This is a genomic window from Halobacillus sp. K22 (genome assembly GCF_052246795.1).
In the GTDB taxonomy this organism is placed as follows: domain Bacteria; phylum Bacillota; class Bacilli; order Bacillales; family Halobacillaceae; genus Halobacillus.
Genome location: NZ_JBQQCN010000020.1, coordinates 34,045 through 60,441 on the forward strand (window position 1 = coordinate 34,045; position 26,397 = coordinate 60,441).

The 26,397-nt window shown below is 42.5% G+C and carries 29 protein-coding genes; 19 read left to right on the plus strand and 10 right to left on the minus strand.

The window, feature by feature from the left end:
• Window positions 1-557: 557 nt before the first annotated feature.
• The gene (locus ACTWPM_RS14330; RefSeq protein WP_443133710.1) at window positions 558-1,385 is read right to left on the minus strand and encodes a hypothetical protein; all 828 of its coding nucleotides are present in this window, start codon (window positions 1,383-1,385) and stop codon (window positions 558-560) included.
• 120 nt (window positions 1,386-1,505) lie between these two features.
• Here ACTWPM_RS14330 and ACTWPM_RS14335 point away from each other — a divergent pair, with 120 nt between their 5' ends.
• From ACTWPM_RS14335 to ACTWPM_RS14350, 4 genes are all read left to right on the plus strand, one after another.
• On the plus strand, window positions 1,506-2,360 hold the full coding sequence (locus ACTWPM_RS14335) for a peptidoglycan-binding protein (protein WP_443133711.1): 855 nt from the start codon (window positions 1,506-1,508) through the stop codon (window positions 2,358-2,360).
• A 316-nt stretch (window positions 2,361-2,676) separates the two neighbouring features.
• Window positions 2,677-2,862, plus strand: a complete 186-nt coding sequence (locus tag ACTWPM_RS14340) for a hypothetical protein (RefSeq protein ID WP_443133712.1) — start codon at window positions 2,677-2,679, stop codon at window positions 2,860-2,862.
• A gap of 32 nt (window positions 2,863-2,894) precedes the next feature.
• Complete coding sequence (locus ACTWPM_RS14345) at window positions 2,895-3,197, plus strand: DUF4212 domain-containing protein (protein ID WP_443133713.1); 303 nt, start codon at window positions 2,895-2,897, stop codon at window positions 3,195-3,197.
• Window positions 3,198-3,212: 15 nt separating this feature from the next.
• Complete coding sequence (locus ACTWPM_RS14350) at window positions 3,213-4,871, plus strand: sodium:solute symporter family protein (RefSeq protein WP_443133714.1); 1,659 nt, start codon at window positions 3,213-3,215, stop codon at window positions 4,869-4,871.
• A gap of 217 nt (window positions 4,872-5,088) precedes the next feature.
• On the opposite strand, the gene ACTWPM_RS14355 is transcribed toward ACTWPM_RS14350, so the two are convergent.
• Window positions 5,089-5,946 carry a MurR/RpiR family transcriptional regulator gene (locus ACTWPM_RS14355; protein ID WP_443133715.1) on the minus strand — a complete coding sequence of 286 codons (858 nt, stop codon included), beginning with the start codon at window positions 5,944-5,946 and terminating at the stop codon, window positions 5,089-5,091.
• A gap of 189 nt (window positions 5,947-6,135) precedes the next feature.
• On the opposite strand from ACTWPM_RS14355, the gene gnd reads away from it, so the two are divergent.
• Window positions 6,136-7,032, plus strand: coding sequence for a phosphogluconate dehydrogenase (NAD(+)-dependent, decarboxylating) (gene gnd, locus ACTWPM_RS14360; protein WP_443133716.1), 897 nt, complete (start codon window positions 6,136-6,138; stop codon window positions 7,030-7,032).
• A 29-nt stretch (window positions 7,033-7,061) separates the two neighbouring features.
• Here gnd and ACTWPM_RS14365 read toward each other — a convergent pair whose 3' ends face one another.
• Window positions 7,062-7,619, minus strand: a complete 558-nt coding sequence (locus tag ACTWPM_RS14365; RefSeq protein ID WP_443133717.1) for a transposase — start codon at window positions 7,617-7,619, stop codon at window positions 7,062-7,064.
• A 220-nt stretch (window positions 7,620-7,839) separates the two neighbouring features.
• On the opposite strand from ACTWPM_RS14365, the gene ACTWPM_RS14370 reads away from it, so the two are divergent.
• On the plus strand, window positions 7,840-8,736 hold the full coding sequence (locus ACTWPM_RS14370; RefSeq protein ID WP_443133718.1) for an AEC family transporter: 897 nt from the start codon (window positions 7,840-7,842) through the stop codon (window positions 8,734-8,736).
• Window positions 8,737-8,854: 118 nt separating this feature from the next.
• Here the strand turns inward: ACTWPM_RS14370 and ACTWPM_RS14375 are convergent, their stop codons facing one another.
• Window positions 8,855-9,856: a linear amide C-N hydrolase gene (locus ACTWPM_RS14375; RefSeq protein ID WP_443133719.1), complete on the minus strand. Its 1,002-nt coding sequence runs from the start codon at window positions 9,854-9,856 to the stop codon at window positions 8,855-8,857.
• Between the two features lie 508 nt (window positions 9,857-10,364).
• Here ACTWPM_RS14375 and ACTWPM_RS14380 point away from each other — a divergent pair.
• Window positions 10,365-10,736, plus strand: coding sequence for a hypothetical protein (locus ACTWPM_RS14380; protein WP_443133720.1), 372 nt, complete (start codon window positions 10,365-10,367; stop codon window positions 10,734-10,736).
• A 107-nt stretch (window positions 10,737-10,843) separates the two neighbouring features.
• Here the strand turns inward: ACTWPM_RS14380 and ACTWPM_RS14385 are convergent, their stop codons facing one another.
• Both ACTWPM_RS14385 and ACTWPM_RS14390 read right to left on the minus strand, forming a co-directional pair.
• Entirely contained in the window at window positions 10,844-11,014 is a 171-nt protein-coding gene (locus ACTWPM_RS14385; RefSeq protein ID WP_443133721.1) for a hypothetical protein, read from the minus strand.
• Between the two features lie 88 nt (window positions 11,015-11,102).
• On the minus strand, window positions 11,103-11,384 hold the full coding sequence (locus ACTWPM_RS14390) for a hypothetical protein (protein WP_443133722.1): 282 nt from the start codon (window positions 11,382-11,384) through the stop codon (window positions 11,103-11,105).
• Window positions 11,385-11,605: 221 nt separating this feature from the next.
• Here ACTWPM_RS14390 and ACTWPM_RS14395 point away from each other — a divergent pair, with 221 nt between their 5' ends.
• Window positions 11,606-12,130: a sigma-70 family RNA polymerase sigma factor gene (locus tag ACTWPM_RS14395; protein ID WP_443133723.1), complete on the plus strand. Its 525-nt coding sequence runs from the start codon at window positions 11,606-11,608 to the stop codon at window positions 12,128-12,130.
• A 7-nt stretch (window positions 12,131-12,137) separates the two neighbouring features.
• Here ACTWPM_RS14395 and ACTWPM_RS14400 read toward each other — a convergent pair whose 3' ends face one another.
• The gene (locus ACTWPM_RS14400; RefSeq protein ID WP_443133724.1) at window positions 12,138-12,512 is read right to left on the minus strand and encodes a hypothetical protein; all 375 of its coding nucleotides are present in this window, start codon (window positions 12,510-12,512) and stop codon (window positions 12,138-12,140) included.
• 153 nt (window positions 12,513-12,665) lie between these two features.
• Between ACTWPM_RS14400 and ACTWPM_RS14405 the strand changes: the two genes are divergently transcribed.
• Window positions 12,666-13,148, plus strand: coding sequence for a VanZ family protein (locus ACTWPM_RS14405; protein WP_443133725.1), 483 nt, complete (start codon window positions 12,666-12,668; stop codon window positions 13,146-13,148).
• A 716-nt stretch (window positions 13,149-13,864) separates the two neighbouring features.
• Here the strand turns inward: ACTWPM_RS14405 and thrB are convergent.
• Genes thrB through ACTWPM_RS14420 form a run of 3 tightly spaced genes read right to left on the minus strand, consistent with a single transcriptional unit; the run spans window position 13,865 to window position 17,134 of the window.
• Complete coding sequence (gene thrB / locus ACTWPM_RS14410; protein WP_443133726.1) at window positions 13,865-14,785, minus strand: homoserine kinase; 921 nt, start codon at window positions 14,783-14,785, stop codon at window positions 13,865-13,867.
• On the minus strand, window positions 14,782-15,837 hold the full coding sequence (thrC, locus tag ACTWPM_RS14415) for a threonine synthase (RefSeq protein ID WP_443133727.1): 1,056 nt from the start codon (window positions 15,835-15,837) through the stop codon (window positions 14,782-14,784). The genes thrB and thrC overlap by 4 nt, the downstream gene beginning before the upstream one ends.
• A gap of 1 nt (window position 15,838) precedes the next feature.
• The gene (locus ACTWPM_RS14420; RefSeq protein ID WP_443133728.1) at window positions 15,839-17,134 is read right to left on the minus strand and encodes a homoserine dehydrogenase; all 1,296 of its coding nucleotides are present in this window, start codon (window positions 17,132-17,134) and stop codon (window positions 15,839-15,841) included.
• 359 nt (window positions 17,135-17,493) lie between these two features.
• Here ACTWPM_RS14420 and ACTWPM_RS14425 point away from each other — a divergent pair, with 359 nt between their 5' ends.
• The 10 genes from ACTWPM_RS14425 to ACTWPM_RS14470 all read left to right on the plus strand — a co-directional run bounded on the left by ACTWPM_RS14425 (window position 17,494) and on the right by ACTWPM_RS14470 (window position 26,383).
• On the plus strand, window positions 17,494-17,733 hold the full coding sequence (locus ACTWPM_RS14425) for a hypothetical protein (RefSeq protein ID WP_014644723.1): 240 nt from the start codon (window positions 17,494-17,496) through the stop codon (window positions 17,731-17,733).
• Window positions 17,734-17,910: 177 nt separating this feature from the next.
• Window positions 17,911-18,900 (plus strand): LacI family DNA-binding transcriptional regulator, encoded by a 990-nt coding sequence (locus ACTWPM_RS14430; RefSeq protein WP_443133729.1) that lies wholly within the window; start codon window positions 17,911-17,913, stop codon window positions 18,898-18,900.
• A 174-nt stretch (window positions 18,901-19,074) separates the two neighbouring features.
• Window positions 19,075-20,481: a sucrose-specific PTS transporter subunit IIBC gene (locus ACTWPM_RS14435; protein WP_443133730.1), complete on the plus strand. Its 1,407-nt coding sequence runs from the start codon at window positions 19,075-19,077 to the stop codon at window positions 20,479-20,481.
• A gap of 189 nt (window positions 20,482-20,670) precedes the next feature.
• Window positions 20,671-21,630, plus strand: coding sequence for a mannose-6-phosphate isomerase, class I (gene manA, locus ACTWPM_RS14440; RefSeq protein ID WP_443133731.1), 960 nt, complete (start codon window positions 20,671-20,673; stop codon window positions 21,628-21,630).
• A 32-nt stretch (window positions 21,631-21,662) separates the two neighbouring features.
• On the plus strand, window positions 21,663-23,369 hold the full coding sequence (locus ACTWPM_RS14445) for a phospho-sugar mutase (protein ID WP_443133732.1): 1,707 nt from the start codon (window positions 21,663-21,665) through the stop codon (window positions 23,367-23,369).
• 232 nt (window positions 23,370-23,601) lie between these two features.
• Window positions 23,602-24,060 carry an IDEAL domain-containing protein gene (locus ACTWPM_RS14450; RefSeq protein ID WP_443133733.1) on the plus strand — a complete coding sequence of 153 codons (459 nt, stop codon included), beginning with the start codon at window positions 23,602-23,604 and terminating at the stop codon, window positions 24,058-24,060.
• Window positions 24,061-24,327: 267 nt separating this feature from the next.
• A complete protein-coding gene (locus ACTWPM_RS14455) occupies window positions 24,328-24,468 on the plus strand; it encodes an anti-repressor SinI family protein (RefSeq protein ID WP_443133734.1) in 141 nt (46 codons plus the stop codon).
• Window positions 24,469-24,552: 84 nt separating this feature from the next.
• Window positions 24,553-25,758 (plus strand): AraC family transcriptional regulator, encoded by a 1,206-nt coding sequence (locus tag ACTWPM_RS14460; protein WP_443133735.1) that lies wholly within the window; start codon window positions 24,553-24,555, stop codon window positions 25,756-25,758.
• Between the two features lie 238 nt (window positions 25,759-25,996).
• Window positions 25,997-26,230, plus strand: a complete 234-nt coding sequence (locus tag ACTWPM_RS14465) for a helix-turn-helix domain-containing protein (RefSeq protein ID WP_443133736.1) — start codon at window positions 25,997-25,999, stop codon at window positions 26,228-26,230.
• A gap of 27 nt (window positions 26,231-26,257) precedes the next feature.
• Complete coding sequence (locus tag ACTWPM_RS14470; RefSeq protein ID WP_443133737.1) at window positions 26,258-26,383, plus strand: anti-repressor SinI family protein; 126 nt, start codon at window positions 26,258-26,260, stop codon at window positions 26,381-26,383.
• Window positions 26,384-26,397: the final 14 nt, after the last annotated feature.

Genomic DNA, 26,397 nt, shown 5'->3' on the forward strand with positions numbered 1-26,397 from the left:
CCACAGGACGTGGCGACCTTAGTCGATCCTCCTTTTACCATGAGCTTCCTCGCTCGTTTCACTCCCTGCGGGATCTCACCTAGTCCCTTCTCCCATGGGAGTTTCGCCATTTCCCCACCAACCCAGCCACTGGAGAATAACGGACCCTTCCAGAAGAGAGAATGCTCCCCTTCTAAATAGGTCCTAAATGCTTCTATGACAAGCTTTTTCACATCATTCTAGCATGAAAATAAATGCTTTATCCTATGCTTTTCCTCACCAAGCAGATGTGTGTTAAGTGGTTTCGAGTTTCTGATTCGGAAAGGTCCGGAGGGGAACGGGGAGACTCCTGTGGGATAAACATGATCGGTGAGACCCCGGAAAGCTTTAGCTTGAGGAGGCTCAGCCCATGCCCACGGAAAGCGAGTCGTTCCCCGCAGGACCTAACTCTCTCACTAGATATCTCGAAACTGAGTCTTCAAGTAACAGGAGCTTATCCTTAAGATCAACATGGAAGTTTAACAGCGCCTATTTATTAGTAAAAACATTAACCTTCCATTCAGTTTTATTAAAAATTATTAGGAATTTCCAGCTGCTAACAATTGGGACAGAAACTCTATCACATAGATACGGACAATTAAGTAAGAGATAACCATGGAGGCAGCAGCTGTACCTACACTCCAATAAAAAGAGCGGGAGGATGCCGTCTGGTTCAGTCCATGGTGATAGATGAAAAGTGCCGGAAGGATAGAGATGGTAAAGAGCAAAGAAAGTCCAGCCGTGAGTAAAGTAAGTGTGGCGGATCCTGCAAGTCCAAAGACGATAGCGAGTACGTTGAGACCGGCGAAAGGAAGAACTACACTTCCGTACTGGGCTATGAGCCGCTTAAGGGACATTCCCTTTCCCATCAGCAGATTCGAAGTGTACATGCCGACAATAGCTGAGCCGACGAATAAGAGAACAAAAAAGAAAATTGATGAGGTAAAATTAATAAAGGGCAGAGCTTGTTGGCTGCCTTGTTCAGAAAATAGGGTTGAAAGTCCGCCAAGCATAGACGTGTAAATTTTGTTAGCAAGAAAATAGAAGCTTAACGCAAAGGTAATCATGTAAATTCCGATTGATAGCAACCCGTAGTAAAAATGATCGTGTTCTGTCGCTAAAGACTGAACAGGATTTTTTATAATCCGATGAAAATAGTCCGTGTAGCCTCTGAGCCGTTTCGATTCGTAATTATTTCTGGATACTCGGGTTAACACGGCACTTTCTGCGGAACCATAGGGTTCGGCGACAGGAATAACCTCATAGATCGCATCATCATCATTCGTTTCAGCTTCACGAAAAGAGGTTCCACAGATGGAGCAGAAGTTTCCAGCTGCTTGTTCACAATGACAAGAGGGACAAAGCATAGTATCGCATCCTTTCTTGAGATAGGGGACGTGCCTTTTTTATAAGTGTATAAGTTCAATTCCAAAAACATGACACGTAATGAACAATCCAAACGATTAGTAAAGGGAGGAGGGGATTATATGATTGAGGTTCAGAAGCTTAAGGAACGCAGCATTCGCAACATGGGAAACGTGCAAACGGAAGTCCGAAAACGTGCCCTGGAGTTCATTGAACTAGCTTATAAAAAAGGAATTCCTGTACAAATTTCTTCAGGGTTTCGATCCATGGAGGAGCAGGCCAGGCTTTACGGGCAGGGGCGTCCGAATTATGTGTGGCAGGGGAAAAAATACGGAAAGCCAGGAAAAATCGTAACGAAAGCTCAGCCCGGTCAAAGCAATCACAATAAAGGATGGGCAATTGATTATTTTATTGTGTCGGAAGATGGCCGGAAAGCTTTGTGGAAGGTGGATGAACGGTGGAGGCGGGCAGCAGCAATTGCTAAAGGTCTCGGATTTTCCTGGGGAGGAGATTGGAAGTCCTTCCCTGATTATCCGCATTTGGAGTTAGCGCCGGGGAGTGCTCCCGGTGGGGTGAGCGTGTTGAGAAGAGGGATGAGCGGTCCTTTAGTGAAAGAGGTTCAAACTGTGCTAATGGCACGGGGATATCGATTGGGGAAGACAGGCATCGACGGACATTTTGGACCGCGTACAGAAGCAGCGGTGCGGGAGTTTCAGAAAGATTGGCTGCTTCAAGTCGATGGCGTGGTGGGGAAGGAAACTTCGGGAGCATTAAAGGCAAGCCGTTATCCGGGTTTTCCCTTAAAAAGGGGCGCATCCGGCAAGTTTGTCAGACAGGTCCAGCGCGTACTTGGTATAGATGTGGATGGAAGCTACGGAAGACAGACGGAATCTGCCATCCGCGAATTTCAAGCGAATCACAAACTTCAGATTGACGGCATGACAGGACCTGCCACTTGGCGAAAGCTATTTCCATAACCTTCCACCTCAGGTCATCCAGAATCTGGATGACCTGAGGTGAAGGTTTTTACTTGTTTTGCCTCGCTTTCGATCCTATTTGTCGATTTACAAAAAATTAACCTTTTCTTCTTTAATCGAGCTGAAATCCATTTTTTCGCTACTGAACGGTGGGTATGTTCAATGGGAAGTACCTTCGACCGGTTGACATTAATTGATATATTTAGAATAATAACACTTATAATATTCAGTTTATTCTAATTTTTCAAATTAATAAGAGGGGGGGTCTTTTTTTTAACACAATTATGACACCGCTTACATAAAAGGAGGAAAAGATTTGATTATCCCAATTGTATTAGGATTGATCACGATTCTGTCTGTAGTAATGGCTTTAAAAAAGAAGCGTCCCGTCTTATTTGCCTTACCTATTGCATCCATTATCGTGATCGCGGTTGTAAAAATTATGATGGTACCTCTCCCGTTCTGGGAAACCGTGCAGTTCATTTTTAATTTAAGAGGCTGAGAAGATAGAAACTTGAAAGGAGGTGAAACCACTTGAAAAAAATGGATCCGGCTAAAGCGAAGTCTTATGTACGTTTACGAACGATCCTGATTACTGTTTATTTATTGATTGGCGTAACCGTGTCCTATGGAGTTGTGCTATTTACGCAGCAGCTTTCGTCCTTTAGCGTAATGGGGATTCCGCTCCCTTACTATATGGGAGCTCAGGGAGCGGTGGTCACTTTCATTGCTCTGTTATTTGTTAATGCCATTGTCAGTGACGCTGTTGATCGTAAATACGGCATCAATCCTAAGCATGTGAGCAGCCAGGATGAAGACCAGGCAGCGAATCAATAGGGAAGGGGGAGAAGGATGAACGAACAATTTGTAGTATCTCTAATTTTAATCTTAGCAACGTTTGGACTATACATAGGGATTGCCGTGTTCAATATGGCACGGGCCACCTCTGACTTTTACGTGGCAGGACGCGGTGTACCTCCTGTTTTTAACGGAATGGCTATCGGCGCTGATTGGATGAGTGCAGCTTCATTCATCGGAATGGCCGGCACGGTAATGGTGCTCGGGTATGATGGACTGGCTTATATTATGGGGTGGACAGGCGGATATCTACTGTTAACCTTCCTATTGGCACCGCAATTAAGAAAATTCGGACGCTATACGGTGCCCGAATTCATCGGTGATCGTTATAAAAGTAATGCGGCCCGGCTGATTGCCGCAGTAGCAACAATTATAATCAGCTTCACGTACTCAGTCGGTCAGCTTTCCGGTTCAGGGGTAGTAATTGGACGTTTGCTTGAGGTCAACACGGTAATCGGGACGCTGATTGGTGTGGTTCTCATTGCTTTTTATTCAGCATTAGGCGGTATGAAAGGGATAACGTGGACGCAGGTTGCTCAGTACTTAGTGCTGATTATCGCGTACTTAATCCCGGTTATTTTTATGTCCATGCAGCTCACTCAGAATCCTATTCCGTGGCTTTCTTACGGAGATGTAATTTCAGAAATGAGAGTGCTGGATCAGGAGCTTGGAATTTCTGAATATGTAGTTCCTTTTACGGAAGCGACGAAGTGGCAGTTCATGGCGTTAATGTTTACGCTGATGGCTGGAACAGCTGGTCTGCCTCACGTTATTGTCCGGTTTTATACAGTTGCTACAATGAAAGCGGCTCGCTGGAGCGGAGCATGGGCGCTATTATTTATTGGATTGCTTTACTTATCTGCTCCTGCCTACGCGGCCTTTTCACGTTTTATTTTAATGACCGAAGTGGCCGGATCATCTCTCAATAATCTGCCTGGCTGGACTGAAGCCTGGGTGGACACTGGACGACTGTCGCTTGCGGATGGAAACAGTGATGGAGTTCTTCAATGGTCTGAGCTTGTGATTAGTAATGACATTGTCGTAATGGCGACACCGGAAATTGCAGACCTCGGTATCTTCGTCATTGGTCTTATGGCGGCAGGGGCTATGGCAGCTGCTTTATCGACAGCGGGAGGTTTGATGATCGCCATATCAGCTGCTTTGTCCCACGATATTTATTATCGTTCCATTAATCCAAAAGCCACCGAGCAGAAGCGTCTCGCCGTCGGCAGGATTTCAATTGTGGCCGCTACCGTTGTGGCGGGTCTAGTGGCGCTGAACCCGCCAGGAGCGATTACCCAAATTGTAGCCTGGGCCTTTGCTCTTGCCTCCGGTTCATTTTTCCCGGCGCTCATACTCGGGGTCTGGTGGAAACGGGCCAACGGGCCTGGTGTAGTTGCTGGGATGCTTGTCGGATTGTCGGTGACACTTGGTTACATTTTCGCTGCTAAATATGGCGGCTTCACAATTCTCGGAATTATTGATACGGGAGCAGGGGTGTTTGGAGCTTCAGCTGCGCTGATCACAAACATTGTAGTCTCGCTTATGACGCCTCCGCCTTCTCAAAAATTGCAGGAGGAAGTTCAGGATATGCATTATCCAGAGCAAATTCAGTATAAAGACGGAGAAGCCTGGATCAAAGACGCCAAATAACATAAGGAAGAAAGTTCCACCTCAGGTCATCCAAATATTGGATGACCTGAGGTGGATTTATTTACCACACATACAAGAGGCTGTTAATTTACGATGGATGCAGCATCCTTTATTAAGAATCAGCAGCCCCCACACCATTAAATGTGCTCTTAGTCAACCATAATATTCCACCTCAGGTCATACATATATTGGAAGTTAAATTCCGGCAGGGGACGGTTTACATTCGTTTTCTGGAGATAGCGTTTCTCATTTTCTGGGTGGATGCTTTCGCTTGTTCCTTTTTCTTTATGCTGTAATTAACAAACAGGGAGTCGATCAGGGTTAATCCGGCGATCCTTGAAGCCAGTGCTTCGGAACGGTATTCCGTCTCTTGGGCAACCGTATAGAGGCTCAAATCGACCGATTTAGTTAAAGGCGACTTCGCAAAGTTGGTAATGGCTATTACACGTGCGCCATTTGATTTAGCAACATCTACAATATCAAGGATGTCTTTATTGGAACCTGTATGCGAGATCACGACTGCTAAATCACCTTCTTTAAGCTGTGAAGCAGACATTAACTGCAGGTGAGAGTCAGTATAAGCATGCGTCTCCATACCAGTGCGTAAAAATTTGTGATGTGCATCCATCGCAAGTATCCCTGAGCCACCGCTGCCATAAAAGAAGACACGCTTGGCTGAAAGCAGATCTTCCATAGCCTTTGCCAGAGTTTCATGATTCTGAATATCGCGAGAGGCTTCGAGAGCGCGGATGTTAGCCTGGAATACTTTTTCTGTTATCTCAAGGTCCGTATCGTTTTCTGTAATGGTTTCATGTATATCTTGAATGGGATTTACGGTTTCTGAGGCGAGGGCAATTTTCATCGCCTGATAGCCTTTGAAGCCGAGCCTTTTACAAAACCTGAAAACGGTTGCATCAGCGACCATAAGGTCATCTGCTACTTGATTAATCGTCGAATGCACAATTTGATCCCTGTTTTCTAAAATGTAATCGGCAATTAATTTTTCTTTCTCACTAAATTGACTATATGATGAACGGATTCGATTGATCACGTGTTTGGTTGGGGCTTCTGCCATGACTGTTCCTCCTGTCCTGCATCTTCTATTATCTCCATTGTAAATGAAAAAAATTTCAAAATAAAGTTATGAGGTGTAAAATATTTTTCAGAACCCATTGTGTTAAAAAAAAATTATTGTATAATCTAAAATATAGAAAAAAATTTTCAAAAAGAGAATCGATGCGTTTTAAGAGAAAGGGGTAAAACAATGAAGATTGGATTAATAGGTCTTGGAAAAATGGGGTACAACCTGGGATTGAACCTGATGGATCATGGACATGAAGTAGTAGCAAACGATGTGAACGCAGATCAAATAAAAGAAATCGCGAATGCGGGGGCGGTTCCTGCTAACGATTTGAAAGAGCTTGTTGAAAATCTGGAAGCACCTCGTACGGTTTGGGTCATGGTTCCAGCAGGTGAAATCACTCAATCTGTCCTGGACGAGCTGTCCGGTTTACTAGAAGCAGGTGATCGTGTCATTGATGGAGGAAACTCCAATTATAAAGACAGCCTGCGCCGCGCGGAACAGTTTGAAGAGAAGGATATGTTCTTCTTTGACGTAGGAACAAGCGGCGGTACAGAAGGGGCCCGGCACGGCGGCTGCTTTATGATCGGCGGAGACGAAGAGCAGTTCAGAGAGATCGAGCCGATTTTTGCAGATACCTCCGTTGAAAACGGTTACCACTATGCAGGACGTGCCGCGAGCGGACACTTCCTGAAGATGGTGCATAACGGTATTGAATATGGAATGATGCAATCCATTGCAGAAGGCTATGAGATCTTGGAAAAGAGTCCATTTGATTATGATTACGAAGCGGTATCCAAAGTGTGGAACAACGGTTCTGTCATCCGCTCATGGTTAATCGAACTTATGGAGAGTGCCTTCTCGAAGGATGCGAAGCTTGAAGATATTCGCGGAGTGATGAACTCTTCCGGTGAAGGAAAATGGACACTGGAAACCGCCATTGAGTATGAAATGGCAGCGCCAGTTATCGCTATGTCCCTGATGACGCGCTATCGTTCTCAGGAAGATGATACCTTCTCAGGCAAAGTCGTTGCAGCACTCAGGAACGAATTCGGCGGGCACGCCGTCGTGAAAAAGTAACCTATTTCTTCCACCTCAGGTCATCCAGATTATGGATGACCTGAGGTGGTTTTATTTCCCAGATTCACAAAGAAGGCGTATTCCTCAGGGCTTTTGAAGTAGGAGAGGATGGTGGAGGTGGTAACTATTGTAGAAGGGTAAGGCAGAAGAGATAGGTAGTGAGGATAACTGCTCCATTTGTAAGTTTCAGGCTTTGAGGTAATTAATGCCCGGCATGGATTTAAGTGAATATACCGGCTTACTTGAAGCAGGGCGTTTACATCACCTTGAAGATCTGCTTTATAAGGACCTTGAAAAAGGTGCCCGGCATAGTCATATTTCTTATTAAAATACATGGCATACTTAGAATGGATTTCTTTCATGAAAGTACCAGGGGGATGGTTAATGGTTTCTACAAGCAAGTGGATGTGATTGGTCATGAGACAGTAAGCGTGGAGTTTAAAAGGGTAACTTTGCTTAGCTTCAGTTAAAAGCTGCAAATAACGGTACCGATCGTTCGGTTCATAAAAGATATCCGTTTTTCTGTTGCCTCGAGCTGTAATATGGAAACAGGCACGGGGAAACCAGATGCGTTTAGGGTTTGCCATAATAATCATCCTTTCAAATATATATCCAATACCATTTATTCGCTATACCTATGAAATAATCCTTCTTCCATCAATGTAAAAACCTGTCACCTCAGGTCATCCAAATTATGGATGACCTGAGGTGACAGGTTTTGGTTGATCATAAGGTTATGGAATCTATTATTTTTCTGGTAAACTAATTAAATTGTAATCTAGTTTATCGCAAGCAGGAGGTTTAACAATGACGATATTCTTCCAGGTCGTTCTTCCTGTCATTCTCGTATTTTTCGCAGGATACGCCTTACAAAAAATCTTACATTTAGAAATTAAATCGATCTCTACTGTAACCCTGTATATTATGCTTCCCTGCCTGGTATTCAAAACCTTTTACGAAGCAGAGTTTAATCAAAGTTACTTAATGATGGTGCTGTTTTCTGTCTTTTTACTGTTTTCCATACTGGCAGTGAACAAAATCGCCGCTAAGGTATTCAATTTTGATACCCCTACAGAAAGCGGGTTGATTCTATCCACCGCGTTTATGAACGCGGGAAACTACGGAGCTCCTATTGTCTTATTCGCTTTTGGAGAAGCAGGCTTCGTTTATTCCGTTTCCTTTATGGTTCTCCAGCAGATCGTCATGAACTTCTTTGGGGTCTATTATGCGGCAAAAGGCGGAACCGGTATTGGGATGGCTCTCAAGACAGTCCTTAAAATGCCCCCCACCCATGCCGTCTGGATTGCACTGCTTTTTAAATATGCATCGATTCCGGTGTCTGAGAATCTCATGTCCAGCATCCAGCTGGTCGGTGACGCGACGATCCCGTCCATTATGATTCTCCTGGGTATGCAGCTTGCGAACATAACCGTGAAAAATTTAGACTGGAGTAAAATCTCTTATGCAGCTCTCTTGAGATTACTAGGTTCTCCGCTGATTGCCTGGGCCCTGACGGTTATTCTTCCTATGAATGACATGATGGCTAATGTACTTATTATTTCCGCAGCTATGCCATCCGCAGCCACGACGACTATGTATGCTGTCCAATTTGACTCGAAGCCCGAGCTCGTTTCAAGCATTACCTTAATCACGACGCTGTTAAGCGTAGTTACGATTCCTATTACTCTCAATATATTAACATAAAAAAGTCCTGCCATTTTTTGGCGGGACTTTTTAATTAATCTGTGTGCTTTCTGGATCTAATGAACAGCAGCTGACTCAACATAGACCTTTTCTCCTTTAATATCTCTACTTATTGTTTTTATTGGAATTTTTGAGTAATATCTAGAAACCACAAAGGCTGGTTGATATTTATTCTAACTTTGTCCCTGGCGTTTAAATCTAACTCTCCCAGGTGAAAGCCGTAAAGGTTAGTGTTGAAGTCGGTAAAGAAATAATAGCTAAGGTTGGTATGATCCCTTATAACACTCCATTGAGTCCAATCATATACGCCTTCGAAGTTTTTTAAATAGACGGTCCCAACAGGTACAGCCAGTGTTTGTATGATTTGTCGTGCTCCTCCGATACTTTGTTGGAGGTTATCGGGGAAAAATTGTGTTTGTTGTAGAAATGCTGATCGAACAAAACGTGATTGTGGGGTAGGATCTCCTGGGATACCAAGTTGCCCACTGCCCGTGATTTCTTCCTCACAAATCGAATTGCATTTATCTTTTAAAGTTAAGTGTTCGTATAAAGCTAGATTATTGAGATGCCAATCATAAGGAGGATCGTTAGTCAGTACCCCTAACGTGGTTTTATACGTCCGCATTTCTCCACCTATAAATTCAATAATTAAATGATTCCCGGAGGGATCACTAAAAATATAGTGGAAGTTTGCTCCTTCAAAAATCGTAGAGCCTATGATGGTAATTTCAGATAGTGCTTTCTCCACTTCCCCAATCTTTTGGAAATTTCCCAAAATATATGAAACTACATTCACCTGAGTTAGAAGAGGGACGTCTTTTTTGGTGCGGGGATATTCCGTACAACCTAAATACAAGCTTGCTGCAGATAGACCTGCCTCGTTTATTCCATCCCAATAATAACGTGTGTCCCGTTCAGGCTTAAGAGGTTTGAGACCTGCTCCAATAAAAGCTAATTTATTTTCCCATTGTATTTCTCCGGGCTCTCTTGTTTCTGGAAAAGACTGTCCTCGCGGTATAAAATCAACGGATGTAGGAAGCACTTCAACCCAATCCATTGTCCTTGCCGAAATGAGAGGAAAGCGAATTGACTTACGTGGAATCGATATATTTGTACACATTTCAATAACTCCTATTTTTGTGTTCTATATACCATCTATATTCGATTTATGGTTATCGGTCTGTACATATTAGAGATAAGCGATAAAATCCACATCTGTCTCTTATCCTTAAAGGGATAGAATCTAATTTATTCTATTTAGTTTTCTCGCGGTGGGCTACTTTTTTTATTTGAATATGCGGTAGGTTTATTTTGGTGATTCTATGTAAGCTTTCGAAATGGAGCTGTTATGCAATATTAGATTTGTATGCATTTGTTAAACCTATTGGATCGTTTTTTCTAGTATCTATGTGGTACAAAAAAAGAACTTCAACTTGTCTTGAAGATCCCTATAGGAAGTGGATACAAAAAGCGAGACTTCATAGGGACGTAACTTCTTAGTATGGAAGATTTGAAAAAATAGTAAAATCTAGTTATTTGTTCTATACAAAAATTACCAATGTGAATAAGCTACCATGTAAGACAAAAAATGATAAAGGAGGTTTAATAACATGGGGAGTTGCCAAAAAATGAATGAAACTGAATATGAAAGTTTGCAAGAGGCTACAGGAGTTAATACAGAATCGCAAGGTTTATATATTCGCAACAGCCAAAACATTGACGTTACTCAAACTGAAGTTCAGACATTGGTATTGGTTCAAAGTTCTCTTGCCGCTGTAATTGAAGCAGCAATTCTAACATTCGATTCTCAAGTAAATAGCAGAGATACTAGTAAATTAGAAAAACTTGCAGAAGATATTTCTGCTGTTCAAGTTCAAAACCAGAATATTGTAATTGAATATTCAGAGGGTATAACGGTCAGACAAACAGAAGTACAAACAGAAGTAATCGTTCAGACAGCTATTGAAATAATTGCTAAGCTGTTAGCAGAACTAGACTAAATAAAAAAAGAGTCAGAAGAATTCTCTGACTCTTTTTTAATTAAATGATCGAAGCAGCTTTATGACTGATATAGAAAAAGTCCTGCCATTTTGGCGGGACTTTTTTGTTACGTTTCTTCTTTATCCGTATTCTTTCTGGATTTAATGAACAAATATAAGTTCGTAAATATCAGTGCTATCGATATCATCGTTGCAAAAGAGGATAGTTCCACCAGGTCGGTGAAAGATCCAACGAGCAAATAGCCGACAAAGAACAAGGCAAATAATAGATAAGACACAGGTCTCTTCCTTTCTTCACAAACGTTCTTTTTAGTATAACATTAGATGATCCATAGAAGAAAAGAGCCTGGGATGATCGAGGAGATTTTAAATATGAGGATACATAAAAAAGCGATAAACCGTAAACTCATTTCCTTGTTCCATTGTATAAGATTGAATCGCAAGTGAAGAATACATCGTTCCATCGTCCAATTCAAAAGATAGATTCATTACGTATTCTTTGTCTTCCATAAGCGGCAAAGGATGAGGATTCACAATTTCCACAATCCACTCATAAGCAAGCTCTTCAAAAAAAGCGTGCATGAAGGTCGTGGGGGTCCCATCCAACCAGATGCGAACAAGAGGATATAAGGAGCGTGGCGAATTCAAGAATAACGCCTCCGTAATTATCATTTAATTATTCAATTGCCTAATTCGGTAAACCATAAACATTTGAAGATGTTAAATCAATAGAGTTTAAGACTGAAAAACCAATTTTTAACCTCACTTTTTGTTAAAAATTAAAAAATTATGCAAAAAGATGACACCAAAATCTAATTTTCTATCGATTATAATTATGAAATGAAAAAAATCGAAAGCGGGTGTCATTCATGATAAAGGATCGTGATTTTGCAAAAGTTGTTGAGGAAAATAAACGGTTAATCTATTACCATATAAGAAAACTGAACATTATTGACCGGAATGGGGATTTTTTCGCTGAGGGGCTGTATGCCTTGTGGCAGGCCTATGATACATATGATGAAGAAGCGGGTACCCTGAAGTCTTACATCAATTGGAAGATTCGCAACACATTGATCGATAAAATAAGAAAAGATAATCGGACGGTGGAATCAGAAACGCGGTTTCAGGACCATGTGATTCATATGCAACTTTATCAAGTGGAGGATGTGGTGTTTGACCCGTATTTATGGAAAAGTATTCGAAGACTGCTTACCGATAATCAGTGGAAATGGATCTATTATTCGATTATCCATGACTTTTCTGTGGATCAAATCGCTGTTAGAGAGGGAGTAACCAGAGATGCCGTTAAGAACTGGGGACGGCATGCCAGAAAAAAGCTGGAAAACAGTGCGGCTCTTAATATAAAAACCCTGGAGAAATATTCCAGGGCCTGACAAAAGCTTATTTTTCTATAGTTATGTTGATTTTACTTAATCCTAAGGCTTTCGCTGCTTTAATCATTTTAGCAGCTTCCTGCTCGGCATCCTGAATGTGTACGTCATTTCTTGAGATACTTAATGCTGTCCCGCCAGACATCATTGTAGGTGTCTCTTCGGTTTCTTCCGTGATAGGAAGGACGATGCTCTCCTGCTCTTCACTGGCCTGCTGATTATGCATGCGGTTTACTCGGCCGCGTATTTTGCGTCCATGATAGACTACACTAGCATATGGGCAGCCAGTCTCAGCGGAGATTTCGCGATAGTTTTTATCAGATTCACTGATTAATCGCTTTACTTCACTCAGGTCGTAATCATATTGTTTGCTTCTCTTCGCCATGTAAAAATCCCCTTTTTTCTAATCTACAAATATATTGTATACAAAAATATCAATTATTAATAGTGTGAAATATTAATTAATGTTTTTCATAGTGGAAGGTATAGTAAACTAATAGTATAGAAAGGTACAAAAGATCACAGGAAGTGTAATGATATGTTTAAAAATGTAATTTATCAACTATTGCCCGTTACTATTATGATTATTTTATTTATTTTTTCTTCGCAGCCTTATGAGGAACAAAATATTAAACCAGCGATGAACCAATGGATTCCAGTGGAATGGCTGCGGCCTCTAGCGGATCCTATTCACTTCACTTACCACGGGGAGGAAGTCAGTGTTGAAACCCAAGGCGTGGATGGTGTTATTGAATTTTTAATACGGAAGTCCGCTCATTTTTTTATGTTCTTTTTGCTTATGGTAACTTTATGGAACGCTATTCACAAAACGTGGCGGCTGCCGTTTGGCCGTGAACTCCTGTATGCCCTTTGCATAACGGTCCTCTATGCCGCATTTGATGAATTTCACCAGTCCTTAACCCCTAACCGAACTCCATACATAGGAGATGTGATGATCGATACAGCCGGGGCTTTAACAGGTGTAGTCCTACTTTCTATTTTTTATAAAAGACTCCACTAAAACCATATTACAGAAAAGCTCCCGTTACTGTAAGGCTTAATTTCAAGTGATTGGTTATGAGGAAGGTCCTTCGTGGGACGATTTCGCTTTCCGGCCCTGCACGATGCAGGGTCGTTCGACGTTGCCACAGGACGTGGAGTTCTTAGTCGAACCTCCTCTTCTGTGGTAAGCTTCCTCGGGCTTAACAGCCCTGCGGGATATCACCGATCATGTTCATCCCGCAGGCGTCTTCGTCGCCCCCCTCCGGACCTTGCGAAATATGGAGCTCGAAATCATGCTTGTAACGCTCCAGATTATGATGGAGATAAACTTAAAACCATGAGCGTGTATGTGTGGCTACTTCCCGCTATAGAAGCATTTGAGCAGGACCATACACCCCAATCGTATATAGAAAGGGTCCGTTACTTTTCAATCATAGGGTGGCGAAGGAAACAAGGAGACTCCCGCGGGAGAAGGAGCTAGGCGAGACCCCACAGGGAGTGACAGCGACCGAGGAGGCTTGCCAGTTCCCCCGCAGGAAAGCGAGTTGTTTCTGTAGCCACCCTCATCTGCTTTTCGTAAACGGACCCCATTTATCTCGAATTCAACTCTTACAGTATACGGCCAGATAGTGTAACAATCTACGTGAGAGAAAGACTAAACAGCAGTTTTATCTAAACCAACTTTTATAAAGCATAGAAGATCCCGGTGATTTAACCATCACCGGGATCTTTTTACTAAGCGTGTCTGCTTGGAAGACTAGAAGAAGTCACTTCCAATCCATGATTATCCACTTGTAAAGCTTCCACTTGATAGGCGGGAAGTTCTTTTTGCAGAAGAACAAGTTTCTCTTCGCTTAATTGTTCAAATAAAGCCACCATTGTTGGACCTGCGCCGCTAATATACATTCCGGCTGCATTCAGTTCCTTCACTTTGACTGCTATGGCATCAAAATCAGGAATTAACTCTTTCCGGTACGGCTGGTGCCACTGGTCTTTCATCATCATTTTGCCAGCCAGTTCCCAGTTCTGGGCAGCCAGGGCAGCAACAAGCACATTGGCTGTCCCGCTGGCATGAACGGCCTTTTTATACTTGATATCCTGAGGCAGCAGATTGCGTGCTTTTTCCGTTTCCAGATGGAAATCGGGGACTATAGCAAGCCAGGTCAGGTCTTCCAGTCCTTTGGTAAAATGGACAAAATCTAAATGGTTCCCGTCATAACTTGAGACCATGATTCCTCCGTAGATGGCCGGAGCGACATTATCCGGGTGACCTTCAATAGCACAGGCAAGCTGTAATTTATCATAACGGCTAAGGTTAAGGTTCAGCAGCTGGTTAGCTAGTTCTATTCCTCCTACAACAGCGGTAGAGGAACTGCCAAGACCACGGGCAACCGGTACATCATTGATTAACTCCACATGGTACGGAGGGAGTTCATCATATCCGTAAGCCGTTGCGGTATAGATGGCGGTCATGTAAATTAAATTATCTTTTCCGGATGGGATATGAGGCTTATCCTCATCAGGCACGCCGAACGACCACTTATCTGCAGGCTGGCATTGGAGCGTCACGTATTTGGAAAGGGCAATGCCGATGGAGTCAAATCCTGGACCTAGATTAGCGGAAGTTGCGGGGACCCGGATTTGAAACGTATTCATGAGCGTACTCCTGAGATCGCATCGGCAAACTGATTGATATCGTTTTCGATAACGGTTGGTTTGACCGGACTTGTATCAATCGCGGCAGCTGGATCTTTCAGTCCGTTCCCAGTCAGAACATGCACCACTTTTGCCCCTTGTGGAATATCGCCGCTTTTCACTTTCTTAAGCATACCTGCGATCGACGCACATGAAGCAGGTTCAGCAAACACTCCTTCTTTTTGAGCCAGGAGCTGATACGCTTCTACGATTTCCTCATCCGTTACTTCATCAATTAGGCCGCCTGATTGTTCTTTTGCATGAATCGCCTTCTCCCAGCTTGCGGGGTTACCAATCCGAATCGCTGTTGCCAGCGTTTCAGGATCTTCAATGACCTGATTACGGACGATGGCAGCCGCACCACTGGCTTCAAAGCCCATCATCTTAGGAAGCTGATGACCATATTTTTCGTGATATTCCTGGAAGCCGCGCCAATAAGCAGTAATGTTGCCAGCGTTGCCAACCGGAATAGATAGAACGTCAGGCGCTTCGCCTAGAACATCACATACTTCAAAGGCAGCGGTTTTCTGGCCTTCGATCCGGTAAGGGTTCAAAGAGTTTACAAGCGTTACTGGTTCGCGTTCAGCTATTTCTCTTACCATTTTCAATGCCTGATCAAAATTCCCTTTAATGGAGAAGATCTCAGCACCGTACATGACGGCCTGGGCGAGTTTCCCTTGAGCGATTTTGCCATCAGGTATGACTACGATGCACCGGAGACCGGCACGGGCGGCAAAGGCTGCCGCAGAAGCAGATGTGTTGCCGGTTGATGCGCAGATGACAGCTTTCGAGCCTTCTTCAATTGCTTTCGCCATCGCCATCACCATCCCGCGGTCTTTAAACGATCCGGTTGGGTTGGCGCCTTCAATTTTTACATACCCTTCAATTCCATACTCCTTAGAAATCGTAGGTATGGATAAAAGGGGAGTATTGCCTTCCTGTAAAGACAGATTCGGCGTCTGATCAGTAACAGGAAGAAATTCACGATAATGATGAAGCAATCCTTGCCACATCTTAGCTGCCCCCTTCTACTCGGAAGATACTTTCAACACTTTTCACGGAATGATGCGTTTCAATTTCCTTCATCGCCTGGGAAAAGTCTTCTTCACTAACTTGATGAGTGACCATCATCAGTTCACGTTCTCCATCTTCCTCATAGGAACGCTGAATGATTTGATCGAACGATATATTGTACTGAGCAAAAATTTTCGTTATTTCCATTAACATGCCTGTTTGATCGAGTACGTGCAGACGTATATACTTTTTCGTCATTTGCTGGTCCTTCGGCATGACTTGCTTAGGGAATTGAGGCTGCACGTAAGCAGTGCCTGTGGTACCCAGGCGGATATTTTTTAACACAGCAATTAAATCCGATACGACTGCTGTAGCGGTTGGAAGCTTTCCGGCTCCCGGACCATAGAACATCGTTTCTCCTACGGCATCACCATACACATACACCGCATTATACTCATCGTTCACGGAGGAAAGTGGGTGAGTTGCAGGCAGGAAGGTAGGTTCCACACTTACAGAAACGCCATTCACATCATTTTCAGCAATGCCGATTAATTTAATTCGATAGCCAAGTTCTTCAGCGTAGTGAATGTCGGAAAGAGATAAGCCGCGGATCCCTTTGACTTCTACATCTTCCAGATTAAACGGCATGGAGAATCCTAAGATTGAAAGAATGGTCATTTTCCGTGCTGCATCAAGACCATCAACATCGGCTGTAGGATCGGCTTCGGCAAAACCAAGATCTTGTGCTTCCTTTAATATACTGTCAAAGTCAGCTCCGTCTTGAGACATTTTCGTCATGATATAGTTTGTTGTTCCATTAACAATTCCCATCATTTTTGTGATGCGGTCAGAGGATAAGCCGTCCATAATGGAGCGGATAATCGGTACACCTGCAGCTACACTGGCTTCATAATAGAGATCACTGCCGCTTTCCTGACAGGCGGCGAAAAGTTCGGCTCCGTGCTGGGCGATTAAATCCTTATTGGCCGTCACCACATGTTTCCCGTGCTGAATCGCTTCTAATAATATGGTTAGCGTGTGATCGATTCCACCCATCACCTCTACTACTACATCGATTTCTGGATCGCGGGTGATATCTTCGTATCGATCGGTCAGGTTCGTTGAGTCATCAGGAAGCTCTCGAGGTTTCTCGACATTATTGACCAATACGGACTTAATCGTTACTTCGCACCCCGTTCTGTGCTGAATACGCTCCTTATGGTCATGGAGAATCTCAATCACTCCACTTCCTACAGTCCCTAAACCTAATAACCCTACGGTAATGGTATTTTTCATCGTTCACACTCCTTGTCCACTTGAAATATACATTATTCTTTATATAAAGGACATTGTAACGGAAAGGGAAGTCAAGTACAAGAGCGAATTCTCAGACGATTCGAATTTTTATAAAAGATAGGAAATAGACGTTTTTTTAAAAACTTTACATTAGATTGATTTAGCTATTTTTATTAGTTAAAAGTGAATAAAACAGGTAAATTTATAGAAGAAAGTTTATAAATATTAAAAAATAGTCAATTATTCGACATAAAACGACAAAAATGAAACTATTGTATTAATTTTTAGTATCTTGACTTATTTTTACAAATAAAATATAAATAATTGTACCTATAAAAAAGTAAGGGGGAAGGACAGCAATGATGGACAGTTTATATTCCGGTCCGCTTCCTGATTCATTAAGGAAGTATGACGCGGTCATCGATCAGATCATCAGGGAGATGGGAGTAGAGGGGAAGATGGAGGAATTCAAGGATGAAGGGAAGCAGGCGGTTTATAAAGCGGAGACGGCCTTCTACTCCATTATAACGGATATGAATAAAGATACGTATATGTACCGTACGATCCGCCAGCGTTTTCTTGAACTTCTTGGCAGCTGAGTGAAGGTTACATAGAAGGGATGGACTCTGGAATCATGTAAATTCCAGAGTCTTTTTTGGTGGAAGATTTTTGAATGAGCAGGACTTGGAACGGAAATTTTTTTACCAAAAGCTAGACAATGCCCAATTTTTTCAATACGATATGATGTGAAAAGGATTCCATGGAGGATGAAACCTATGACAACAATCAATGACATCGCAAAAAGGGCCAACGTTTCCCGGACTACCGTTTCAAGAGCTTTGAACAATAGTGGATACGTAAGTGAAGAAGCCCGAAAAAGAATTATGAAAATTGTCGAAGAAACCGGCTATATGCCTAATCAATCAGCGAAATCCCTCCGGACAAAGCGATCAGGCGTTATTGGTGTAATTCTGCCGCGTCTAAGTACGGAAACTTCCACTCGTGTAGTGAATGGTATTAATGAAGTATTAGCTAAAGAAGGTTTTCAAATTCTGTTAACAGATACAGAACTGGACAGAAAAAAAGAGATTGAATACATTCGCTTACTGAAAAGCAGACACGTGGATGGAATTATCCTGCTTGCCACTAATGTTAATGAAGAATTAATTCAAACGATAGGTGAAGTGGATATTCCTTTCCTTGCGATCGGGCAGGACCTTCCTGGAGTAACTTCTCTTGTATATGATGACTACCATGCATCTGCAGACTTGACGAATATGCTGATTCATAAAGGGCATCATAAAATTGCTTTCATTGGGGTGAGCCATAAAGACCCTTCCGTTGGGGTCTTGCGAGAACAGGCTTTTCGCGATGTGATGGAGAGAGAAGGAGGAGAGATCAAAGGTCACTGGATAGGAACAGGGGATTTTTCGATTGATTCCGGTTATGAAGAGATGAAAAAGATTTTAAGAGCAAGCGGCGAAACCAGGCCGAGTGCGGTATATGCTGTTACGGACCGAATGGCTATCGGGGCTATGGAATACTTAAAGGAACAAGGCTACCGGATTCCTGAAGACATGGCTGTCGTTGGAATTGGAGCATCGAGTTTGTCTCAATATGTCAGCCCTTCCCTGACAACGATCGATTATTTTAATAAGAAAGCTGGTCAGCAGGCAGCCGAACTATTACTGGCAAAATTAAAAAATGAAAAAGTAAACCTAAAATTTGAGCTAACGTATAGACTAATTTTACGAGATAGTGTATAGTTCTAATTGAAAACGCAATCATGTAATCGTTCACACATTTCAGGGACACAATTTAATTCTTAAAGAAACCCAGTAGATTACGCACTCATTATAGGAAATCATTGATTGTTTATTTTTTTATGAAATGTGTAATCGATTACATGCCAATGCTAATACAAGAAAGGGGTTTTCATAATGGCCGAGAATTCTCAAATCGCAAAAGACGTCATTGAGGCTGCTGGCGGCGAAGGAAACATCGCTTCGGTAGCTCACTGTGCCACCCGCCTTCGGATTATGCTGCACGACAAAGAGAAAGCCGACATTTCTGCAATTGAAGAGATCGACAAAGTAAAAGGTGCCTTTTACAACTCGGGACAGCTGCAGGTTATCTTTGGAACAGGTACGGTTAACCGTATTTACGAAGAAGTGACGAAGCTGAACGTTGAAGGAACAACAAAATCAGACATGAAAGAAGAAACGAAGAATCAGGGGAACTTTTTACAGCGCTGGATCCGTACATTCGGAGATGTGTTTGTTCCGATCATACCCGTACTTGTTGCTACCGGGCTCTTCATGGGTCTGCGCGGACTTGTCACTCAGCCGCAGGTTTTACAATTATTTGGACTGGCTCCTGAAGATATCTCAGAGAACTTTCTTCTATATACTCAGATTCTAACGGATACCGCTTTTATATTCCTGCCGGCACTGGTCGCCTGGTCCACTTTTAAAGTGTTTGGCGGCAGTCCGCTGCTCGGGATTGTCATTGGATTGATGCTCGTGTCACCTTCGCTTCCGAACGCCTGGGATATCGGTTCCGGAGAAGTTGAACCGATTATGTTCTTTGGCTTTATCCCTGTCGTTGGTTATCAGGCATCTGTGCTTCCTGCCTTTTTCACGGGTATATTAGGGGCCAAGCTTGAGAAAGCTTTAAGGAAGAAAATACCAGAATCTCTGGATTTAATCCTGACACCATTCTTAGTTCTATTAATCATGATTACAGCAGCCTTGTTTATCATTGGACCGATTTTCCACATTGTAGAAAATGGAATATTTGCTGCTACACGTGTAGTTCTGGAACTACCATTAGGAATCAGTGGTCTGATTATCGGTGGTTTGCACCAGGTGATCGTTATTACAGGGGTGCACCACATCTTCAACTTGCTTGAAATTCAATTGCTTGAACGACTAGGAGAGAATCCTTTCAACCCATTAATTTCAGCAGGTATCGCGGCTCAAGGTGCAGCGGCACTAGCAGTTGGTTTGAAATCAAAAGAGAAGAAAATGAAAGCTTTAGCTCTTCCTTCTTCACTTTCGGCATTTCTAGGAATCACTGAACCTGCGATTTTCGGTGTTAACCTTCGTTATGTGAAGCCATTTGTTATGGGTCTGATCGGCGGTGCTGCCGGCGGGTTCTATGCATCCCTGATGGGACTTGCAGGAACCGGGATGGCTATCACCGTAATTCCTGGTATGCTTCTATACTTGGACGGGTTGTTTCCATTTGCCAATTACATCATTTCGAACGCAATTGCTATTGGAGTAGCCTTCGGTCTTACATGGGCTTTCGGTTACGAAGACGGCATGCTCGACAAAAACAAATAATAACCATTTATTCCAATTCCTTTCACCTCAGTTCCTCCAGTAATTACCAGGACGGGGTGGGGAATATGGAAATAACTAGAGGACCAGGTCAAACAGTATTTTCCAGTTGGCCTGGTTTGTTTTTTGTCTTTTTGTGGTAGGCAGTATGATATAATAAAGGGTAATCATGAGAGAAAGAGGTGAGTTGCCATGTATAAGGAACCTATCTTTTTACAGCCTGAATTTAAAGAACGTCTTTGGGGCGGAACGGCCCTTAATGAGATTTTTCAATACGACATTCCTTCAAATCAGACAGGAGAAGCCTGGTGCATTTCCGGTCATTCGAATGGGCCGAACACGATTAAGAATGGACCATTAGCTGGACAAACGCTGGCTGAAGCATGGAAGGAACACCGGGAGTTGTTCGCCCATGAAGAAGGTGAAGAATTTCCATTGTTAGTGAAGATTTTGGATGCTGCGAAGGACTTATCTGTTCAAGTCCACCCAGATGATACATATGCGCGCGAAATCGAAGGTAAGAATTACGGAAAAACCGAATGCTGGTATGTAATCGATTGTAAGGAAGGCTCCGAAATTATTTTTGGTCATCACGCCTCGAATAAAAAGGAATTACAGGATATGGTGGAGAATGAAGAATGGGAGAGGCTGCTTAGGCGGGTTCCTGTTCAGCCTGGGGACTTCTTTTATGTACCAAGTGGAACGATCCACGCGATCGGCGCTGGCATTCAGATTCTTGAAACCCAGCAGAGTTCGGATATCACGTACCGCGTCTACGACTATGATCGTGTTGGAAATGACGGAGAAAAACGTGAACTGCACCTGGATAAATCACTTAAAGTAACAACGGTACCACATAGGGACCCTCAAATTGATCGATCAGACGCGGTTCAGTCGGACCTCAGGCAGGAAACTTTGATTGAAGAAGAATATTTTTCTGTTTTTCATTGGCAATTGGAAGGGAAAAGCGGGGAACTTCAACCCAATCCTTATTTATTAGTAAGCGCTCTCCAGGGAAATGGAGAAGTCAGGATTGACCAGGAAACGTTTTCGTTTTCAAAAGGAGATCATTTTATTATCCCTGCTACGGTAGACACGTTCGAATTAGAAGGAAACGCTTCTTTGATCGTCTCCCGTTCCAATAAGTCATAATCATTATAAACTACAAGAGGAGTGATGGATGGATGTGGAAAAATGAGTACAGTCGCTGGAAAGAATTTAAAGAGATGGACGAACAGTTATCTTCGCAATTAAAAGAAATTGAAGACGACGAGCAATCTTTAGAAGACGCTTTTTATAAGAACCTTGAGTTTGGTACGGGTGGAATGCGCGGTAAGCTCGGTCCCGGTACGAACCGTATGAACATCTATACGATCAGAAGAGCTGCCGAGGGGCTTGCTACCTATGTAAATGATCAGGGTCTCTCTAACCGCGGGGTCGCCATCGCTTATGATTCCCGTTATATGTCCAAAGAATTTGCAGTAGAAACAGCCCGCGTACTTGGATACCACGGTATTCCTTCTTATGTATTCACTTCTTTACGCCCGACTCCAGAGCTTTCGTTTGCTGTGCGTCATTTGAAGACCGCTGCAGGAGTCGTGGTCACAGCCAGTCATAACCCGCCGGAGTACAATGGGTTCAAGGCCTATAATGAAGACGGCGGCCAGCTTCCTCCCCTTCAGGCTGAAGCCATGATTGATTTTGTTAATAAAGTTGAAAATGAACTGAATGTAGATGCAGCCGATCAGAAGCAATTAGAAGAGGATGGTCTGCTCAACTGGATCGATGAAAAAGTAGATGCCGAATATTTAGAGCAGCTTAAATCCGTAACGATCCAGCCGGATATTAAAAAAGACATTTCTCTAGTATTTACGCCTCTTCACGGAACCGCACGTGATCTCGTGCAAAAAGGCCTGGAGCAGAGCGGATTTTCTTCCGTTCATATTGTAGAAGAGCAGGCACAGCCGGATCCTGAATTCTCGACGGTTGCTTCTCCGAATCCGGAAGAACACCAGGCTTTTGCTATGGCGATTGAACAAGGAAAGGCGGTAGGAGCAGACTTACTGCTTGCGACCGACCCTGATGCCGACCGCATGGGAGCGGCTGTACCAGATGAAAACGGTGAATATCAGGTATTAACCGGGAACCAGACCGGTGCTCTTATGCTTGATTACATTTTGGAGCATTTCCCTGATGTACCAGACAATGGACTTCTCATTAAGACCATTGTAACTTCTGAGTTCGGCCGAGTGATTGCAGATGCTCATAACATCGGTACGCTTGATACACTGACAGGCTTTAAGTTTATTGGTGAAAAAATTAAAGAGTACGAGCAAAGCGGAGAATACGAGTTCATGTTCGGATATGAGGAAAGCTACGGCTATTTAGTTAAACCATTTGCTCGTGATAAAGACGCCGTGCAGGCCGCTATTCTTATTGCAGAAGTAGGCGCTTATTATAAGAATCAAGGGAAAACATTGCTGGATGCACTGGAAGAGCTTTACCAGAAGCATGGTTACTTCCTTGAAGATCTTCAATCTGTAAAACTGGAAGGAAAATCAGGAGCGGATAAAATCAAGACGATTATGGAAGATTTCCGTGACGCAGGTATTACTGAAGCAGGCGGTAAGAAAGTAGTAGCCGTTGAGGATTATTCTACAATGACTCGTCATTATGTAGAGGGAGGCGCTACCGAAGAGATTGAACTTCCGACTTCGAATGTGCTGAAGTTTATTTTAGAGGACGACTGCTGGTTCTGTTTACGTCCATCGGGAACAGAACCGAAAATTAAATTTTACTATGGAGCTAAATCCGGTTCCCGAAAAGATAGCGAGAATATCCTTGAAGCATTAAAAGCAACTGTAAACGACCGTTTGCATGCTTTGATTTAACGAAGAGTCCCTACTTTCCTTATGGAAAGCAGGGACTTTTTTATTTTGCACTGAAAAATTAACTATAATTTTAAGGAGAATAGACGTGAATTCTATCAGGGCGGGGAAGTGGTTTTGAAAAATATTTGAAATTCTACGGGACTTCGAGATAAAAGACTTTCAATTTGTTGACAAATCAGCGATAATAGAATAAAATACTGAAAATTCAGATTAAATTAAAGGGGTGGGCAACGTGTTAAATATTAAAATGCTAAAACCGTATTACGTGAAGGAAGATAAACGCTTTATCCGAGTTGTGCTAGCCTACCAGTACTTTTCATTATTTATTGACAATGAACTCTACCAATTCGTTCCTATGGAATCCAGAGAAATCATCATTGACCGTCAACGTAAGCGCGTTCATAATGTATTCGATATTTTCGTGTTTCAACGCGGTAAAAATATAGTGTATGTATCGGTGGCCGATCTACTTCAGCTTCCTGATTTTCTACAGCATCTTCATTCCATTGTCGCACCTTACTATGAAAAAGAAGAGGTGGAACTTACAAAACCGGAAGAAGATGAAACCAATGAAGTGGTCCTTGAGTTGGAAAAGAATAATCTCAGGCGTTTGATCGATCAGGCCATTGATTCGGAGGACCGCGACACCTTTCGGGTGCTGACCACTACATGGAACCGTATGTATTCCTAAAATAGGACAAACAAAAGCCGATTTGACTTCGTCATATCGGCTTTTGTTTTCTCATATACTATATTACAAATTACTACAATATTTTATTAGGAATATTCAAAAATTAAATGTTTATATTTAAAAAATAGTTAAATATGTTCAAAATGACCCGTGAAAAATCAGTTATAATAATACTAATACATTTCCAAATGAAGGAAGATTCTATAATAGACAAATAAAAAGAATCTACAAGCAGAATCCTAGAGGATTTTGGGGAGGTTTAGAGAGATGAGAACGCTGCCGAATGTTAGTATATTGGACGAAGATTGGGTGAATTTGTTAAAGCAAGCAAAGGCAATGGGGCTGACGGTCGAAGAAGTTAGAAATTATATTAAAGGTTATTCCCATAAGAGAGAATCGATAAAATAGATGCACCGCCTAATCATTTAGGGGGTGCTATTTTTTTGTAATCAAGTATAATAGTAAAAAAGGATTACATTTGGGGGTATCTATATGACTATGTCCAATCATGAGCTTACCCACTTACTGAAGGACTGTTCGATTGCACTGCAAGTTCCTGTGCTGCTTTTAAACCATAAACGGAAATTAACCTTTCAATTTCCCGACAGCTTTCATCAGCCCCCGGGTTTTATGAAGAAAAGCTTTTACTCTTTTTTGGAAGCCAGCAGGAAAAGTCCCAACACCTTAGAAAAATTCTCTGATGAATTTGGTCAAAGCATTTTCTTGTATTCTATGAATATCGGACGCGGAGAACCTGTAGATATTGTGTTCGGTCCCTTTTTACATAAGGAGATTGGAAAAAAAGAAATTGACGGTTTTATAAAAGCTGAGTCAGATCGTAAAATTAAGCCGGAAAGGTTATTAAGATATTACGATCAATTACCGGTGCTGAACCCTGTGCACTCATTGTCCATGGAGAGGATTCTCATTCAAATTCTTTCCACGAAACAAGATAGGCATCGTCTAAGAAATCATTCGCCTATACAGAAGGTTTATGAACATTACATCAGGAACGAGGCTTCTCCGAGTAGCACTTATCAGCTTCAGGAGCGCTTTTTACATTTATTTAAACTTGGTCAGTCTGAGGCTCTGGTCGTCTATCAGGAGTGGAAAAAGCAGTCGCTCTCCTCTACCAGCCATTCGAACGCACTGAGGCTTGAGAAGAATCACTTGATTCGGCTCGTAGGGGAACTGAATCAAGTGTGCCTTGATGGGGGAGCGCAGCCGGAGGAAGTAATGTCCCTCAGCGAGTTCTTCCTGAACTATTTAGAAACGAGAGAGACAACGGGCGAGCTTCGTGAATTAGAAGAGAATGTTATCCAAAGCTATATGACCCGTTTGCAGCGAGCACAGGAAGAGCCGGTGCATTCTCCATTAGTTGAACGGTCAAAACACTATATCTTCCAGAATTTAAGTGAGCCTCTCTCCCTGCAGGAGATCGCAGCTGAAATGAATGTGCACCCCAATTACTTATCGGGAGTCTTTAAAAAAGAAGCAGGCGTTTCCATTTCTCATTTTATTAATCAAGAACGGATTAAAGAAGCGAAAGAGATGCTGAGCATTTCTGATTTTACTTTGCTTGATATTAGCATGAAGCTTGGATTTAATAGTCAGAGCTACTTTACGAGAGTTTTCAAAAAAATAGAAGGCATCGGACCTAATGAATTTCGAAAAAAACATCATATTATGGAGGATTGAATCCGGCTGAGTTAATTGACAGCCGGATCTTTTTTGTTCTTAAATAGAAAGTATTTGGAGATATATGGAGAAAATGAGAGTGTAACGAACGTAAATGTTCTCTATTATGAATTTTGACGGTTTTCTTTTTGCTAGAGTCGTTTTATAATATTCTTTATAAAGAACAACCAAAATACAAAAAAGAACAAAATCTACAACGTTTAGATAAATTTTGACATGGAAAAGGGGATGGAGGGCATTGGCTACCATAGGAGAGAAGATTCGGGTTCTTCGGATTGGAAAGGGTTTATCGGTTAATGAGTTTGCAAAACTGTCCAAAGTATCCAAATCGTATATTAGTAACATAGAACGAGGCGTTCAAAAAAACCCATCGCTCATTGTTATGAGTAAGCTCGCAAAAACGCTTGAGGTACCGCTTGAGGAATTGCTGCCCTACCGTTGGGGAGAGGAACAAGAAAAGAACGCGAAGTAACTGGTTTTAGGGAGGCGACGCTGTAGTATGTCTGTTCCGATTGTAGCAAAGATAGATAAAGAATGGCTGGAGCTTATGAAGCAAGCGAGAAAGCTTGGGCTCTCCGTAGAAGATGTGAAACAATTTCTGGAAAAGAAAAAGTCACCCTTTTAAGACAGGAGGGAGTG